The sequence below is a fragment of the Pelagibius sp. Alg239-R121 genome (genome assembly GCF_947331435.1).
Classification (GTDB): Bacteria; Pseudomonadota; Alphaproteobacteria; order Kiloniellales; family Kiloniellaceae; genus Denitrobaculum.
This window is the reverse complement of record NZ_CAMZOF010000001.1, coordinates 474931-492651: the sequence shown is the minus strand read 5'-3', so window position 1 is coordinate 492651 and position 17721 is coordinate 474931. Positions and strand designations below refer to the sequence as shown.

General features: G+C 57.2%; 12 protein-coding genes. 5 read left to right on the top strand and 7 right to left on the bottom strand.

Annotated elements, in window-relative coordinates:
• The first annotated feature begins 120 nt into the window (after positions 1–120).
• The 5 genes from QMZ18_RS02075 (at position 121) to QMZ18_RS02055 (ending at position 6415) form a co-directional block, all read left to right on the top strand.
• Positions 121–1410: a hypothetical protein gene (locus QMZ18_RS02075; RefSeq protein ID WP_282604567.1), complete on the top strand. Its 1290-nt coding sequence runs from the start codon at positions 121–123 to the stop codon at positions 1408–1410.
• Positions 1403–2590 (top strand): tetratricopeptide repeat protein, encoded by a 1188-nt coding sequence (locus QMZ18_RS02070; RefSeq protein WP_282604566.1) that lies wholly within the window; start codon positions 1403–1405, stop codon positions 2588–2590. Before QMZ18_RS02075 ends, QMZ18_RS02070 begins: the two co-directional genes overlap by 8 nt.
• Positions 2591–2668: 78 nt before the next feature.
• A complete protein-coding gene (locus QMZ18_RS02065; RefSeq protein ID WP_282604565.1) occupies positions 2669–4186 on the top strand; it encodes an MBOAT family protein in 1518 nt (505 codons plus the stop codon).
• A 10-nt stretch (positions 4187–4196) separates the two neighbouring features.
• Positions 4197–6152 (top strand): hypothetical protein, encoded by a 1956-nt coding sequence (locus QMZ18_RS02060; protein ID WP_282604564.1) that lies wholly within the window; start codon positions 4197–4199, stop codon positions 6150–6152.
• 116 nt (positions 6153–6268) lie between these two features.
• A complete protein-coding gene (locus QMZ18_RS02055) occupies positions 6269–6415 on the top strand; it encodes a hypothetical protein (protein WP_282604563.1) in 147 nt (48 codons plus the stop codon).
• Between the two features lie 465 nt (positions 6416–6880).
• Here the strand turns inward: QMZ18_RS02055 and QMZ18_RS02050 are convergent, their stop codons facing one another.
• The 7 genes from QMZ18_RS02050 to QMZ18_RS02020 form a co-directional block, all read right to left on the bottom strand.
• Positions 6881–9004: a DUF4114 domain-containing protein gene (locus QMZ18_RS02050; protein ID WP_282604562.1), complete on the bottom strand. Its 2124-nt coding sequence runs from the start codon at positions 9002–9004 to the stop codon at positions 6881–6883.
• Between the two features lie 48 nt (positions 9005–9052).
• On the bottom strand, positions 9053–9238 hold the full coding sequence (locus tag QMZ18_RS02045; RefSeq protein WP_282604561.1) for a transposase: 186 nt from the start codon (positions 9236–9238) through the stop codon (positions 9053–9055).
• Positions 9239–9340: 102 nt separating this feature from the next.
• Entirely contained in the window at positions 9341–10759 is a 1419-nt protein-coding gene (locus tag QMZ18_RS02040) for a nucleotide sugar dehydrogenase (protein WP_282604560.1), read from the bottom strand.
• Between the two features lie 271 nt (positions 10760–11030).
• Entirely contained in the window at positions 11031–11204 is a 174-nt protein-coding gene (locus QMZ18_RS02035) for a hypothetical protein (RefSeq protein ID WP_282604559.1), read from the bottom strand.
• Between the two features lie 524 nt (positions 11205–11728).
• Positions 11729–13198 (bottom strand): sigma-54 dependent transcriptional regulator, encoded by a 1470-nt coding sequence (locus QMZ18_RS02030; protein ID WP_282604558.1) that lies wholly within the window; start codon positions 13196–13198, stop codon positions 11729–11731.
• Positions 13199–13209: 11 nt separating this feature from the next.
• Positions 13210–15639, bottom strand: a complete 2430-nt coding sequence (locus tag QMZ18_RS02025) for a PAS domain S-box protein (protein WP_282604557.1) — start codon at positions 15637–15639, stop codon at positions 13210–13212.
• Between the two features lie 167 nt (positions 15640–15806).
• Positions 15807–17690, bottom strand: coding sequence for an ATP-binding protein (locus QMZ18_RS02020; RefSeq protein WP_282604556.1), 1884 nt, complete (start codon positions 17688–17690; stop codon positions 15807–15809).
• Positions 17691–17721 lie beyond the last annotated feature (31 nt).

The window sequence follows — 17721 nt, the reverse complement described above, 5'->3', positions numbered from 1 at the left end:
TCCGCATTTGAGTCGAATTGAATAAAAATAACCCGCTGAAAAATATAGTAAAAATATAAATCGCATCATGGCACAGCGATTGCTCCTCACAGGTCAAAGTCATTCTGGAGGGATTGTGCCATGACAGGTATCAAAGCAAGAGGGCGGTTTTACGCCATTGCACTGGGATTGGCGGTCACAGCCGGTCTGTCGCCCGCTCTGTTCAACGTCATCGTCGATCCTTACGACATGAATGCGGCGGTCGACCTGGATCTGAATAAGCAAAAGATCAGCGAAAAAGCGCATTACCCTCTCTGGAAGATGGCCCGCTATCCGCAAGAAGGTGCCAAGACGGTGATCTTGGGCGACAGCCGGGCCCGGGCGTTGCGCAACAAATACTGGAACGAACTCGGGCAAGTGGAAGTTTTCAACTTCGCTTACGGCGGCGCAACGGTTCATGAGATTTACGACACCTTTCGCTACGTAAAGAACGACCCGAAGTTGCGCACACTTGTGGTCGGCATTCAGCTTCGGTCCTTCGATCCAGACCACAAGGGCGGCATGAACCGGGTGCCTGAAGCGATAAAGTTGACCGGAAATGCCTTTGATTACTACACAAGCTGGTTCGTCGCGAAAGTCGGCTGGCGTCATCTGAATCAGCGCTACGCCGCGCAGATCCAAGAAGCCCAAAGTTGGACGCCGCGGCTTGTATCACCTGCACGAGCCACCGAATTCGAAGCTCCCGGCGAGGTGCCGCTGGTGCGCCTGTTGAGCCCCGAGGCCTGTTACGGCTGTAGGCTTCCCGAACTGGATGGGCCCATCAGTCTGCCAGCCGTTTCCAAAGGTCTGAACCTGGGTTTGGGCCGGGGCTATGGGCGCTGGGCAGCCGCCTGGCCCGCACTTGAAATCACCAGGGAGTTGCCGTCGCGCTTCGAACGACAGGTTCGAAAAAACGGCCGATCAGACTGGAAATCCTTCAAGTTCTCGGAAGAGCTCTGGTCGCGGGTCGCAGAAATGGCCGATTGGAGTGCGGCTAACGGTGTCAGGCTGATCTTTGTGATTCCGCCGACCATCACCGAGATGCAGCAGCGGATGACGGCCTATGGGCACGCCGAATTGAATCATCGTTTCCGGACCCGTCTGGCCGCACTCGCGCCGGTCGTCGATTTTGATTTCGACAATGGCCTTACCCGAGACTTGGAGCGTTTTACCGACGCCTACCACTTCAATTCCAAGGCTGCGCGAAACATTGTCGGCGAGCTGGTTCAACTGGTTTCAGAAGAGTCGGAGCCGGTTCAAAAAGCCCGTAAACGTCGCGGCGAACTGAGCTGTCCCGTCACAGCGGCTGATACCACACATGAAATTTCCGACGGCATCGTGACGATGTCGGAAGGAGGGGGTTGCCGTATCTGGAGGTGGAGCAATGACTGATATTCGAAAGGTTGATTATCCGGCGACTGCTTTGGCGATGTTCGCAGGTGTAGGGATAATAATAGCGTCCCTTTATATGTGGAAAGAGACGGATGCTGTTGAAAAGAATGCACCCGTCGATCCGCAGGTCACCGAAGCAATCAAGCAGGCACGCGGACTTCAGAAACTTGGTAAGTGGCAGGAGGCAGCCACAACCTTTGAACGCTATGCCCATGAAGGTTATCCAACGGCCATGTTTCATCTGGCCAAAGCCTACAGCCGGGGCTGGGGAACGGAGCGCGATCTGGAAAAGTCGCGCCAGATGTTACTGCGGGCAGTTCAGTACCAGTTCCCGTTTCGCGGCGAGGCCGCTTACGAACTGGGCCGGCTCTACCAGCGTTCGAAGGGAAAAGACTGCAGTCGCATTGCCGTCGAATGGTTTATGCGTGCTCTGGAATGGGATTACAGGAAGGCGCACGTCCAATTGGCCATGCATCACGAGCGCGGGCTGGGTGTGGCGCGGGATGTCGATCAGGCTGTCATCCACTATCGCGAAGCAGCGTTGGCGGGATATGAGTCGGCGTCGATCCGATTTGCCAGGGCACTTCAAAAGGGGCGCTTTGGGATGACACCCGATCCCAAGCGTGCCCAGTTCCTTGCGTCGAAGGCCATCGAAGCCTTGAAGGATAAGGCGGCGAATGGCTCAGGCAGCGCCGCGAAGATGCTTGGGCGCCTCTATCGCGACGGCGAGTTCGTCGAAACAAATCTGATCGTGGCAGCACGCTGGTTGCGGCACGCCAGCCATCTTGGGGATGCCGGCGGTATGCACGACCTCGCCAATCTGATGCTGGCGACGGACGATGCAGCCAAGGCTAGTCAGGAAGCCCTCGGCTGGTTGCACCGTGCAGCAGATCTGGGGCACGGCGGTGCCATGACGGCGCTGGGCCGTTTGCATCTCAAAGAAGACCACGGTCTTAGGCGCAAGGACGCGGCGGCCTGGTTCAAAAAGGGTGTTGAGGCCGGCCACGGCGGTTCAATGGAAGAACTTGCACGCCTCTGTGCGAAAGGCCAGCTGGTTCCGAAAGATCTTGAGGGCGCGATCAAGTTGGCGCGCAGGGGGACCGCGCTCGGTCATCTTGGCTCAAAAACGCTACTGAAAGACCTGCTCGCCATGTCGGGCGGCAAGGAAGATGTCGGTTAAGCGGTCGCTTCGACTGGAAGTTCGGGGGAGCGGCGATCGGCCGTAACGCATCGTTCAGGACGTGGAGGTCCATGTACCATGGTTTTTAGTTCACTCGAGTTCATCTATCTCTTTCTTCCGCCGACTTTGATCGGCTTTCTGATCCTGCGCTGGCTGGGCTGGGAGCGTGGCATTGTCTGGTGGCTCATTGCGGCTTCCATCGCCTTCTATGCCTGGTGGAGTCCCCTGCATCTGGTCCTGCTGCTGGCTTCTGTGGTCGCGAATTTCGGGCTGCACAGGGGCATCCTGGCAACGGGCCGAAAAAGCCTGCTCATAGCGGGGATCATCGGAAACCTGGCGACACTGGCTTACTTCAAGTATGCCGATTTCCTGATCGCAAATGTAAACCTAATGCCGGGTGTCGAATTGCCGATGCTGGATATCATTTTGCCGTTGGCGATTTCCTTCTTCACTTTTCAACAGGTTTCGTTTCTCTACGACACTTACAAAGGCCGGGTCGCCGACTGCGATTTTGCGCGCTACTGTCTTTTTGTTGTTTTCTTTCCGCAGCTTATCGCCGGTCCGATCGTGTTGCAGAAGGACACAATTCCGCAGTTCCGTTTGAGCGTTTTCCGTAAGAGGATGTTCGTGAACCTGTCGGTCGGCGGCACGCTGTTTGCGATCGGCCTGTTCAAGAAGATCGTGCTGGCGGATGGCGTCGCTCCCCTGGCGAACGCGGTCTTTGGTTTGGCCGATAGCGGTCAGAGCGTTCCGTTGGAAGCTGCCTGGATCGGCGCGCTCTCTTACACCTTCCAGATCTACTTCGACTTCTCGGGATATTGCGATATGGCGCTTGGTCTTGCGCGCATGTTCGGGATCGTTCTGCCGATCAATTTCAATTCGCCCTATAAATCCGTTTCGATCGTCGAATTCTGGCGGCGCTGGCATATCACGCTATCGCGGTTTCTGCGCGATTATCTTTACATTCCACTCGGCGGTAACAAGCAGGGCAAGGCACGCCGTTACATCAATTTGATGGCGACCATGGTGCTGGGAGGCTTATGGCACGGTGCCAGTTGGAACTTCGTCTTCTGGGGTCTGCTGCACGGAATTTATCTCATCGTCAACCATGCCTGGAGCAGTCTCGCCGGCGGCGAAAATCACTTCACTCTTGTGCCCGGGCCAGTGCGTCGCGCGTTGTCACAGGCCATCACTCTGCTGGCGGTTGTCGTGGCTTGGGTGTTCTTCCGGGCTGAAAGCTTTGGCGGAGCGCTGGCCGTTGTTCAGGGCATGTTCGGCATTACCGATTACTACGATCCTTCGGTCTGGGCGGCGACTTTGTCGGACAGCGGTCTCTACTGGACGCAGTTTGTCCTTCTGGGCGCCATTGTTCTATGGGCACCGAACGGCATTGAGCTGGTCAAACGCTATCGCCCGGTGATCGATGTCAAAGCTTCGCTCGTCACCGCCCGCGGGATGGCGGAACGGATCTTCGGAGGTATTGCCTGGCGGCCGTCTGGCGGCTGGGCGCTGGCCATGTCGGTGATTGCCGTGACCGCCATCATCCAGCTCTACAGGCTCGATGATCTGACCGAGTTCATCTACTTCAACTTTTAAGGAGGGCGCCGTGAAACATCGCAAGTGTGCCGTCGCTGCTGCCGCGTTCCTGCTGGCGGCTGTGAGCGGCGGACCTGCCTCCGCCCAATCCACGACGGGCGAAGCAGGCTGGATCCTCTCGCAAAGCGGCCGTGACATGTCTTTCAATACAGCGACCGGCCGGGCCACGATCAAGGGCGTCACAGCTGCGGGCCTGATGTCCGTGTCGCGCGTAGGCGGGCGTGAGATCCTAAAGTACTGGGAGGAGGGGGCTTATCGAGCCACCGTGACTCTCGATGGCGAATCCCTGATCGACGGCCACGATCTCAACGACGTGGCCCGCATCTCAGGCTTCCGGATGGATCGTCAAGGTTCGTCGGTTCATATTCGCATCAGCAAGGGGCCGAAAGCCAAGGTCGAGCTGATCCAGGATGGCCACAAGGTGCTTGAATGGCCGCGGCTGCAGATCGTCAACGTTCTGGCCTATAAAAAGGAGGCTTTGACGGTTTCGGTTTTCGACAAGAAGGCGCAGCGAACGGAGTTCTTCCGTTACCGGCGCGGACCAGGGGGCGGCTTGCTGCCCGACGAGGAGCGCATCGGCAGCCTGAGTGGCTGTGCCGTTCTCAGCACCAAGGTCCTGAACCGCGGGATCGGCCTTCAGGTTTACTGTGATCCGGCCCGTGGCAGCGATATCGTCCTGTTGGATTTCGTCAGCGGTGAGATCGAAGCGGTCAAGGCGACCGAAGCGGACGAATTCTTCGCCTTTGAGTTGGAGAAGGAACGCGGCAGCATTCCGGTTCTCTCGGTGAGCGGCAGTGACAGTGCCCGCCAGGCCTTTCATGCCCTTTCAGGTGCTTTGCTCTCCAACCTGGGCGAACCCATGGCGCGCGCCTCGGACGAAGCGGGCAAGCAGAGCTGGAGCCAGAGCTACCGGACCATGGTGCTCGCCGAGCTGTTCCGGAAAAGCGGCCACCCGGTCTTCGCCGAACTTGCGGTCAGCGCCATGCGCGCCACCCTGAAACAGCAAAACAGCAAGCAAACGATCGGGGGCACCTACAATCCTTCCTGTGCCTGGGCGTCTCGTATCTATTCGACCGACCGGCGCAGCCCGGTCTCCTTCATGATCAATCAGGCTATGATCTCCGGCAGCCTGCTGCGCTCCTGCGAAGCCCTGGGCGAGGCCTGCCCGCTAAAATTGCAACAGGCAATCGGACGCAACGCGCAATGCCTGGTCAGCAGCTATGAACCTTACTTTGACGAACAGGCCGGGCTTTACCGTATTCCTTACGGCGCGCCCTTTCGCTTCGACGGCTTGTGGGCACCGTGGAACTGGCACCTGAGCTGGGCGGTGGTGTTGGAACGGGTCGGCGAGACAACAAAGCAACCGGCACTGGTCCGGCGGGCGCACGACATTGCGGCGCGCTTCGTCCAGAGCTGGGAGATTGGTCAGAACGGCGCGCTCTGGCGCTATTGGGCGGCGCCTTATTACGACGGCTGGACCGAAGCCGACAAAGTCTCTCTGCACCGTCCGAAACAGAAGGCGCGTGCGCCCAAACGCTATGAAGACATCAACCATGCCGGTATCAGCCTCCTGGGGCTTTCTGCTTTGTCCTACCGGCTCGGAGAGGCCCAGGAGCAGGGTATCGCACGCACGCTCGACCGACTGCTGGCCGAGGGCGCCGTTTTGCCGCGCGATTTGGATGGTAAAGGGCCGCGCAGCCCGCGCTGGCTGCCCGGTGCCGGCTGGCATGCCTATGCCTCCGAGACCATGCGCCGCCTCCACACCCGCAAGCTGCCCGGCAGCGTTTCGAGCGATCAGCATCTTGCTTACGCCATGCTGTTCGATCCGGCTGCGCTCTTCAGCCTGGATCTGGCGATATCGCAGTGCGGCGCCGACGGATGCCGCCCGACACGCAGTTGGTCCTTCGACTCTCTGCGGGACTTCATTTCACGCAGCCCGCTTTTCTCGGTAACGCGCGCGCCCTGATCCCTGTTTCGTCAAACAGCCCGGCGATGTTCCGTCCCTTCGACAGGCGGCGCTGTGCCTTTCGAAGGGTGACAGTATCACGCCCCTGAGTTTCAGGCGGATCTGCTGTCGATACCATGTCTTCGCCTGGAGCGGAGGCGCCGCCGCCCTTAGATCTTCTGGTCCCCTTCTTCGTGGCTTTCGTGGTGTTCCGCTGCAGAACGGATTTTGGGATCGTCTGCATGGCGGCTCAAACGCTCATTTCGGGCCGGCTGGAAGGCTGAGCGACTGGACGGCTGGTTGATGGGCCGGATGGTATTCGGCGCTGGGTTTCCAGGTTGTGGTTTTCGCGCACAGCTTTGCGGTGGCTTCTGACCTGGCGGTACTGCCGCAGAGCGCGCCCGTGCAATCCTCTGCTGTGTTATCGCTTTGGGCGCTGATTCTGGTGTTGAGGGCGATTGCGAGCTGCAGGTTCGCAGGGGTGGGCGCAAGTCTGATCGATATGTCCGGCGCTGCAACGAGGTGCCTTTGCGTGTCCGGACGGCTTTAACAGGTATTTCAGAAGGCCGTCGGCGGCAGGCTCGCGGTGCTGGAGATCAATCCGGTCTTGGTGCGTTAGTAACCAGGACGTTTTGCCGCAAAAAAAAGAACGCGGCGGGAGGTCAGCGCCGCGTTCAGTTTCATCCCTTTTTGTTTCCGGTTTCTGTGCCCGGTTTCCGGGTTTTGACTGTCAAGCCTCCATCGTCCAGCTACACGATAATATGCCAGGCCTCATCATTCAGCTCGTCGACGGTAACGCTCGTAAAAAGTATACTGTCACCAGATTGACCGTTGAATGCCGAGAGATCCAGAACCGCACCTTCCGAAGTATCGCTAAGGGCGGAGAGCAGGTCGTCGCTTTCGTCGACCAACAGGTCGCTGAGTGCGATCAGGTCCATACCAACTTCGAAGTCGGCGATGCTGTCGCTGCCGTCACCGATGGTAAAGTAAAAGGTGTCGGTGGTCTGGTCGTTGATTCCGTTTTCACCGCCCCAGAGGATGTCATCACCAGTGCCGCCGGTGATCTCATCGGCACCTTTGCCGCCGCGCAGAAGATCATCGTCCGCGCCGCCGAAAAGGACATCCGCCCCGCTTGCACCGTTGAGATAGTCTTCGCCGTTACCGCCGTAGAGGAGATCATTGCCGGCGTGACCGGAGACACGGTCCGCGCCGTCGCCGGCATGGATCTCGTTCTCCCTGTGATCACCTATGATCTTGTCGTCATGGCCGGTTGCAAAGATGTTCTCGATCGACACCAGGATGTCGGTGCCGTTGCCCTTGACCGTGCCGGCCTTCAAGTCGACGGAGATCTTCTTGCTCCAGTCACTGTAGTCGGCGGTGTCGATGCCCGAGCCGCCGTCCAGCAAGTCGCTGCCGCTGCCGCCATCCAGAACGTCGTTGCCGCTGTGACCGAACAGGCTGTCTGTGCCCGAGCCGCCTTTCAGGCTGTCGTTGCCGGAACCGGCTTCAAGTCTGTCGTGGCCCGATCCGCCAACAAGCAGATCATTGCCACTGCCGCCCAAGAGCGTATCCTGGCTGGAACCGCCGTCGAGCGTGTCGTCGCCGGAGCCGCCCTCGAGCCGGTCGTTCCCGTTCTCGCCGTAGAGCAGGTCGTTTCCGCTGTTGCCGGCGAGGTCGTCGTGGTGGCTGCCACCTTTCAGGGTGTCGTTGCCGGATCCACCGATCAGAGAGTCGTTGTAATTCCCGCCCTCGATATAGTCGTCGCCGGATCCGCCGACCATGTAGTCACTGCCGCTATCACCATAGATGAAGTCGTTGCCGAGATTTCCGTACATCTCGTCATCACCCGATCCACCGTGCAGGATGTCGTCGCCGCTGCCGCCGTGCATCTCGTCGGTGCCGTTGTCGCCGTAGAGCAGATCGTTGCCCTTGTGACCCCAGAGCTCGTCATTGCCGGTGCCGCCGCGCAGAATGTCATCATCCTCGATCACAATGATGGGTTCGCCGTTGCCTTCGTTACTTGCAACGAGGTCCGGTAGGCCGTGCTCCTGGCGGTAGTGGGCGTTGAGGATCACGGCATTCGCAGGACCCAGATCAATGGTAAAGACCGAATCGTCGAAATCGAGGTCACCGCCGTTCAGCAGATCTTCAAAGCCGATTGTCAGAGTGCCCTTGTCGGTCTTGAGAATACCGGCCGTATGGAGCAAGCCGTCCGGGTTCAGTCCGAGAGTCTCGTCGTAGGCCGCGGTGTGATACTGGTGATAGACGATTTCAGTCGTCTCGCCATTCTCCGTTTCGAAGACCAGCTTCGGGTCGTCGCTGTCCAGAGTTGCCGGCGTTCCGTTGGCGTTTTGGAAGGCATAGGTGCCTTCGCCCAACGCGGCGAAGTCATTGTAGCTGAAGCCGTTGGAAACTATGAAGAAACCGACGTTGTCACCGGCCTGAACATCCAACAGTGCGTCGCTCTGCCCAGCCACCAGGTCACCGCCGCTGCCTTGCAGTGACGCATTCGGCCAGATGATTTCGACGTCGTAGATCTCTTTGGTGGCGCTGTCGATCTTGTAGTAGCCGAAGCTGTTGCGGTAACCCGCCGTTTCGCCTTCGAAGATCACGCGCACAGGATAGTCGTTGCCGATCGGGATGGTCGAAACGTTGATAATGGTCGGACCACCGGAACCGTAGATGCGGTCGTTACCGCTGTTGCCGTAGAGCTCGTCGTTTCCTTGACCGCCCCATACTTCGTCGTGGCCGGTCTGGCCGGTAATGGTGTCGTCGCCGGTCATGCCGGCGATGACGTCAGAGCGGCGTGTGCCGGTAATGTTGTCGTCTGCCGACGTCCCGATGACGGGGTGCGTGGCGGGTAAGCTAGCCATTGTTAAGTCTCCCTTGGATGATGTTCATGAGATGCCGGGTGTTGCTCTTTAGGCCTGGCCACAGGGTGGTTCCGGGCGGCCGGCTTGAAGAAGATGTCCGTAGGCCTTTTGCCAGCGGTAAAAAGTCGCGACTGATATTCCATTGATTGCGCAGACCTCTGCGACATCCCCGCCTGCCTGGGCTTGGCGCAGGATTGCGAGGATTTCAAAGTCCGAAAATTTCGAGGGAGCCATCCTGGTTCCTCCTGTTGTTCCTGTATCGAAGGTTCGGATCCCCCGGCCGCCGCAGGTGTGGCTTCTGGCGGCGGCCGGGGATGCCTGCTGCGTCAGATGCAGTTACCAGGCAATGCCGTGATAGCTCTGATCTTCGAGAGGTTCTGGGAATAGGCGGACGAGATCGACGACGCTCGTTGTTTCATCGCGTAGCGTTACGGCACGACGGAACTGCGCTGTGTTGTGGGTGACCACGAGGCTGTCGCTGCGGGAGCGAAGCGCCTCGATATCTTCACACATGATTTCAGGCAGCTTCTTGAGAACCGGTGCGATCGCCGGATAGGTGCGGCAGATGTAATCGAAAGCCGCGGACGAAAAGTTGTGGTCAATCAGGTTGGGGTCGTAGGCCGAGACCTCGTAACCCTTCTCCAACAGCATCGCCATCAGGTCGAGCACAGGACTCTCGCGCAAATCATCGGTGTCAGCTTTGAAGGTGACTCCAAGGAAACCGACCCGCTCGACTCCTAGGGACTCGATGATGTCGAAGGCCTCCTGGACCTGAGCGCGGTTACTGTTGGTCAAGCTCTGAACCAAAGGTGCATCGATGCCGTTGATGTCCGACAGGTATTGCATGGCCCGAACTTCTTTGGGCAGGCAAGAGCCGCCGAAAGCAAATCCGGGTTTCAGATAATAAGGGGACAGATTAAGTTTTTGATCCTGCACGAAGACGTTCATGACCTCGTGACTGTCGACATCGATACTTTTGCAAAGGCGTCCGATCTCGTTCGCGAAGGTGACCTTGACCGCGTGCCAGGTGTTGTCCGCGTACTTCACCATTTCAGCTGCTCCGATCGAGGTGAAGAGGACGTTGTCGTCAACCCGGCCGTACAGATTTGCGAGAGTCTGAGCCGCACGCTCGTCGGAAGCGCCAATGACGGTTTTGGGGGGATCGAAAAAGTCTGCGACGGCCGTGCCTTCGCGCAGGAATTCCGGATTGTAACAAAGACCGAAGTCTTCGCCGAGTTTCTTACCGGAGATCTTTTCAACTTCCGGAACAACGAGATCGAGCGTCGTTCCCGGCGGCACGCTGCAGCGCATGACGATCAGGTGGTAAGTATCTTTAAGGCGCAGGGCTTCACCGATGTTTCTGGCGGCGGCACTGATATAGCGGGTATCGCAGCCACCGTCCTCGGCGGTCGGCGTCCCCACCGAGATCATTGTGATATCGGTGTCCCGCACCGCAGTAACAAAGTCCTTGGTCGCAGTAATCCGCCCGTAGGCAACGCCGGAAGAAAGAAGCTCACCTAACTGGGCTTCAACGATCGGCGAGGTGCCGTTGCTGATCGCATCGATCTTCTGGTCGTCAATGTCGACGCCGATCATCTCGTAGCCCAGTTTGGCAAAGCAGGCCATCGAGACGGCGCCCACGTAACCAAGACCGAAAACACTGATCGACGGATATACCGTCGAAAGCGGCAGGCCTTGCTGCTGCAGAGTAGTGGCTGACTTGGCGCGCAGATAATTCGACACATAGGCATTCATGGCTTTGCTTCCTTCTTGATGACGATCTCTTGACGAGCTGCATCACAAGAAGCGTGCCAAATAGCGGAATTATAAAAAATAATAGAAATAACAATTAGTTATATGGTTATTTTTGAGTTTTAACCGGCTTTCGAAAATGCGAATGCGCGAAGAATCTTTTCAGGATGCAAAGCTCTGCTGTGACGAAAACGCGAAACGAAGAACCCCCTTGCCGTTGGATCGGCAAGGGGGCTTGAACGGGTCTCTCGGTCAGTAATGGTGTGGTTGATGATTATGAGAGACGGTTCCGCTCAATCTCCATGAGCACGCCGGCCCAGTGGTTTTTTAGGGCGAAGGAAATTGCCCCTTTTTTGCCGAGGGTTTCGATCAGCCGGGCGGTCGTCTTTTTGAGAACATTGGAGCGACCTTCGTCTGTGATCTCGCTGTCCTGGTATAAAAGCGCCATGATCAAGTCCCTTTCCTATCTTCTGGAAAGCGAGAGGGCTTTCCTGATTGAGAAGACGCAATCGCTGTGCCAAAGCGCTGTCAATCTGTTCGCATGGAGCAGACAGGCGCCATGCGGCCGACCTGTATTCAACGAGGAAACGGCAGAATTGAGCGGGTTTTGGTCGAGAATTGTTGCGAAATCCCGCAAGCAGGAATCATCGGGGATGGGCTGTGGGGCCGACGCCGAAACAGGTTTTGGCATACAGAATTGGGCGGGAGATTCGCGAATTGGGACGATGAATCGCAGATTAGCGATGATACTTGCGTGGACCCGCTAAGCGCGTGATTCCATTCTACATATCATGTTCAGAGCAAAATCACCGGGTCGGCAAATTGCCCGGGGACGGTTCCGTCCAAGCCGGAGCGACTCCAGTGCTACGATGAGGAATTCGGTTGTCTGTTTTTGAACTGAGGACGGCTATTCTCGAGAGATGGCTGGCGCTTTGGTTCGATGAGCGAGAGGGCCGCCCGCTTCGATGTGGATCACTCAGACCCCTGGGCGTCCCAGGACTCTTTCTTTCGATAAATGGTTGAAGGGCTGATTCCGAGTTGGGTGGCCGCTTTTGGTATGCTTCCGCCGCAGGCGGCAATGGTCGCTTCGATAGCCTGTTTCTCGATTTGCCAGAGTTTCAAGCCCGCGATGTCGAATGCCGAGCCAGCAAGCTGATTGGCGCTGCCTAGAGCGCCGTTGGCGGGGCCCGTGATCATGCGGGAACTTTGGGCTGCGACCCGAGGGGCTTCGGCACCGCTCTCTGGCCGCTGCAGAACCGGTGAATTGCCGAGGGATTGTGGAAGCATCTCCGGCAGCACCTCTTCACCGTCATGCAGAACCACCGTATTACGGATTACGTTCTGCAATTCACGGACATTTCCAGGCCAGGTGTGGTTCAGAAGTGCCGTTTCGGTTTCCGGCGCGAAGCCTTTGAAGGCCTTGCTTTCCTCCTTGGCATAATCACGCAGGAAGGTTTGTGCGATTTCAACGGGATCGTTCTGGCGTTCCCGCAGAGGCGGTAAATGTATCGGTACGACGTGGAGACGATAAAAGAGGTCTTCACGGAACCGGCCTTCCTCCACTTCCTGTGCAGGGTCACGGTTGGTGGCGCAGATAATTCTTACGTCAACGGCCTGAAGTTTGTCACCGCCGACCGGCTGGATCTTTCCGGTCTGAAGAAAGCGCAGCAGCTTGGTCTGAAGCGCCAGATCCATCTCGCAGATTTCGTCGAGAAACAACGTACCTCCGTGGGCTTGCGAGGCGGCACCTGAACGATCGCTCGTGGCGCCGGTAAAGGCGCCTTTGAGATGCCCGAAGATTTCAGATTCAATTAGATCCTTGGGGATGGCCGCGCAATTGAGCGGAACGAAGGCCATGGATTTTCGGGGGCTGGCGCGATGTATCGCTTCGGCGCAAACTTCTTTGCCTGTCCCGCTTTCACCTGTGACGAAGACCGTGGCTTTGGAACGGGCGACGGATTCGATTGCGCGATAGACGCCCTGCATTGAAAGAGAGCTGCCGATGAAACCCTGAAATCGGTCGCGGCCAAAATCGTCGCGAATGGTTTCGACAGTTGCCTGCAGTTCGATGCGCTCCAGAGCATTGCGCGTTGTCGTAATCAGGCGGTCTTCCGAGAAGGGTTTGACGATGAAGTCATAGGCCCCGAGGCGCATGGCATCGACTGCGGTGTTGATCGAGCCATCTGCGGTTATAACAACGACGGCCGCAGGAAGACCGCGTTCAGTGATCTGCTTCAGGATGTCGATGCCGTTCATATCCGGTAGCTTAAGATCAAGAAGAACGACGCGGAACCGGCCGCTCTCCAGCAATCGCAAGGCATCAGCACCGGTTTCCGCAAGTTCCGTTTTCACGCCCGCCTTGGAAAGATATTCCTGATACACGATTGACAGTGAAGGTGTATCTTCGACTAGCAGGACGCGTGTTGTATTTTCTTTGCTCATAATGGCGTAGCCTATTTTCTGTCCGGATCAGACGCTATGTCTGTGTCACTTCCTACCGGTCGTGCCAAATTGGATTCATGGAAGACTTTCAGGGTGTCGCGGCAGGTCGTCTCCAGTCCCTGCAAAGCGGCCTTAGCCCCTTCGAAATCGCTGTTGCGACTCGCGGTGTTGATTGCAGAGGCCTGTGCCTGGAGACGCATTGCACCGAAGGTCCCACTGACACTCTTTAAGGTGTGACTGCTGTGTTCCAGGGCCTCGACGTCGCCTTGCTCCGCAGCTTCATGCAACTGCTTGAGGGATCTTTCAACATCACCCTGAAAGCTGTCCCGTAACTTGGCCATTGTTTCCTCGCCTAGACTCTCCGTGAGGCTGGATAACGTGGCTTGATCGATAAGAATATCTGTTGCGGCGGGTGTGGCACCTGGTTGTTCAGAAGAGGCGGCGGCGTATAGAATACGCTCCATCTCCTGATAGAGCAGTTTGCCATCCAGGACCGGCTTGGCAACGAAGCCATTCATACCGACTGCCGCGAAGGTTTCCTGATCGGACTTCATCGCGTAGGCGGTCAGCGCAACGATCGGCACATTATTATGGGGACAGTTTTCGGCGCGGATTGTTTTTGTGGCCGCAATCCCGTCCATGACCGGCATGGATATATCCATCAGAACCAGATCATATGGGCGCGCCTGAACGGCCTCAACAGCTTCGCTACCGTTTGCCACCACGTCGACATGACAATCCCGGCGAAGCAACAGTTCTCTGGCGACAATTTGATTGGTGGTATTGTCTTCGGCCAAAAGGATGCGTGGTTTCCTTTTGTCTGAACCAACGCGAAAGGGCGTGACGTCGGCTGGATCTGCAATTTCGCTGTCCAATTCCTCAGGAGCGTCCGCTGCACTTTCCAACGGCAGCTGAATCCAAAATGTGCTTCCAACAGCTTCTTCGCTCAAGAAGCCGATCTCGCCCTTCATCAATTCGGCAAGTCGCTTTGAGATCGCCAGACCCAGGCCGGTGCCGCCTACGCCGTCCATGGTTGCACGGTCGAGCTGATCGAAAGCCTTGAAGACAGATTGTTGTTTGCCGCTCGCGATACCGACGCCGCTGTCGATCACAGAGAAACGCAAGTTTCGGACCGCGCCCTCCTCCCAGGCGCTGGCACTGTCGTCCCTTGAAATAATCAGGCGAACGCGCCCTTCGGCAGTATACTTCAGCGCGTTGCTGAGGAAATTCTGAAGGATCTGACGCAGCCGCCCCGTATCTCCGACCAAAAAGGCCGGCAGGCCGTCAGGTAGTTCAACACTGAAGGATAGCCCCTTGTTTGCGAATTGGTGACCCCAGAAACGCTGGATATTCCGGATCAGGACGGGCAGAGAAAAGGCCACCTCTTCCAGTTCCAGCTTGCTTGCTTCAATCTTGGCAAAATCCAGGACGTCGTTGAGGATATCAAGCAAGGCATCGCCGCTAGATCGTGCGGACTGGACCAGATCGTGTTGCTGCGCCGGCAGCTCCATGTTTTGCAGCAATCCCAGGGTTCCGAGCACTCCGTTCATCGGGGTTCGGATTTCGTGGCTCATCATGGCCAGGAATTCGGACTTTGCATGATTGGCGTGATTGGCCTCGTCCCGTGCCGCGATCAGCTCCTGTTCGACGGCGCGCAAGTCGGTGACATCCTGAATGGTGCCGTAAACCAACTGAGGTTTGGCGTCGTCGTCGAACGTCACCTCGCCAACTCCTGTCGCAAATTTGACCCGGCCTTCCGGGGTCACCACGCGGAAGTCGCTCTTGAAGGATCTGTGTCCGTGGGGCATCCCGTCACGCTTCGCTTCGCCGATTGCCTGTCGCACCAGATCCCGCTCTTCGGGGTGGATGAAGCCGAGCAGCCCTTCGAAGTCGGGTGTAAAGTCCCGGGCGCAACCCAGGATATCGCAGAGTTCGGCCGAGCACGCTATCTCCTCTGTCTGGGTCAGATCCCAGGTCCAACTCCCCAACCGCGCCAGGCGCTGGGCGGTATTACCGTCGCTTTTGTCACCGGATGACCCGATGCTGGTTTCCCCCTGTTGCGAAAGATCGCGAAGATATGCGGTGAAATAGGGTTGTCTATCGATTTCGAAGGCGGTCACCGAGAGTTCGACACTGATTTCCCTACCGTCAGCGCAGCGCGCAGGAATTTCGATGCGTTTACCGACAACGTTGGCTTCGCGCGTTTTCAGAAAGCGGATGAGACCCTTTTCATGAGCGTTGCGCATCCGATCAGGTATGATGTTTTCGCTCAGGGAGCGTCCAATAACCTCATCTGCCGCGAAACCAAAGGTCTTTTCCGCTTCCGGATTGAAGGCAAGAATTTTGCCGGCCCCGTCGACGGTAATAATGCAATCCATCGCATTTGCGATGCTTGCCGCATTTATCGCTTCTGTCTGCCGAAGCGTATCTCGCTCGGTCATAGCGGTTCTTCCACCGGCTGTCCGTTTCTGTGCGGGACGGCGTATGCCTAATTTATACAACGGGATAGGTCGATTAGAGCACCTATAGTTTTAATGAAGCGATAATAACTCGCTTATCAACCCCAGGTCCTTCCGGAGACTGCGCAAGATGCTTTCCAGGTTGGGAATCATCGCGGCACAATACAGTTTGTGACCGTGCGCGCGAGGATCTGCGGGTTCAAGGGTTTGGCCAGACAGGCGCTCAGGCCGCTCGAAGCACAGGCCGCCAGCAGTTCCTGATCCGACGAATCCAGCATCCCGATTATGGGAATATCGGGATTGCCGAGAGGGGCCAGGTCGTCCTGATCCCGATCGATCAGTCTGCGGACTGTCTTTGAAGGCAGGTTAACCAGAACCGCATCATAACGCTCTTGATCTGCAGAAGAGATACCCTCAGCGATGGTCTCGGCGAAACTGACTTCATATTCGGATCTTTCCAGATAGACTTTCAGGATCTCACGGTCCGTTGCGAGCTCTTCCACGACCAGAATATGCCCTCTGTGAGATTTGAAGGCTGCACCGGCGGAGTCCTGCGGCACTGTGTTCTGACGGCTTGGGTCTGTACGTCCTGCTTCAGCGGAAGCTTGAACGGAGACCGCCTTTGCATCAATGGGTACGTCGAATGGCAGCTCGAACCAAAAGGTGCTGCCTTTTCCTACATCGCTGATCACACCGATTTCTCCACCCATGAGTACGACCAGGCGTTTGCTGATGGCCAACCCGAGTCCTGCGCCCTGATTCTGCCGTGTGTAAACCGAATGAAGTTGTGAAAAGTCTTCAAACAATTGTTTTTGCTTATTTTTTTCTATGCCAATCCCGGTATCCGTCACTTCGATGCGCAGGCGCAGGTCAGGGCTTTTTTTCCCGCTGCGCCCGGCTCCTGTGCCCCCGGCTTCGACGTGCCCGTCACCGACGCGTTTGACTTCGACGCCAATTTTGCCCGAAGGCGTAAACTTCAGAGCATTTCCAACGAGATTGAACAGGATCTGCTGCAGACGTTTTGAATCACCTCGCAGCTGCGCGGGAATATCCTCGTCCAGCGTTGTACGGATGGTGACGCCTTTTTCACGATCAACGGAACCGAAGAGGTCGGTGACGCAGCGCGTGACATCGCGTAACCGGAAGGTTTCCGATTCGATCGTCAGCCGCCCCATTTCCATCTGCGTCAGATCGAGGATATCGTTGATGATTCGGATCAGGGCGGTTCCCGCGCGGTTAGCCCGCTCGGCATAGTCCCGCTGCTTGGGGTCGAGGCCCGAACCTAGCAATAAGTAGATCATACCCAGCACGCCGTTCATGGGGGTCCTGAGTTCGTGGCTCATCATCGCCAGAAAGTTGGACTTTGCCTGATTGCTTTGCGTCGCTTCCTGCGCCAGTCGTGCATTGCGGGCCGCCAGCGATGCCGTGATTCGGCGTTCGCGGTCCAGCAGGTAAACGAGCAGGCCCCCTGTGATCAGCAAGCCGAGGGTAAAGGCAAGGATGTGCCAATGTTGATCGCCTAACTCGTTGCGAAGACTAGAGAATCGTTGTTCTTCGTCAGATGCGACAGCGATTGAAATTTGACGCAGCGCTTGTGTGCAGGGCTGAAACGCAGCCGCTATTTCCATTGCGCCGGCAGGGTCGTCGGAGCTGAGAGCCATGACCGCGCGCTCCTGCGCCGTCAACACCACTAAAAGCTTTTGGATCTTTTGCGTGACCTGTGGAAAATTCGACAGGCGTGCGCCGATCTGACCTTCCTGAAACAGAGCAAGCCGGCTCCAAAGAATCTCGAAGCGTTCGCTCACGTCCCGGGGCGCTATCTCTGGGTCTGCACGCCCGAAGCGCTCCAGCGCATTTAGAAAACGGAGCGATTCGATTTCGGCCTGCGCTGCGCTCCAGAATATTCGTTCGTCAGAGATCTGTTCGAGCGTTTGGTGACCGTTCCGGGTTGCCGTCAGGCTGTAGCCAAGCGATCCCAGGAAAACGGCAATGGCAAGGAGCATTGGCGTGTAGCGGAATGCTGTTTGCTTCATTTTTCGCTTCCTTCCCATTCCTGTGTCCTGG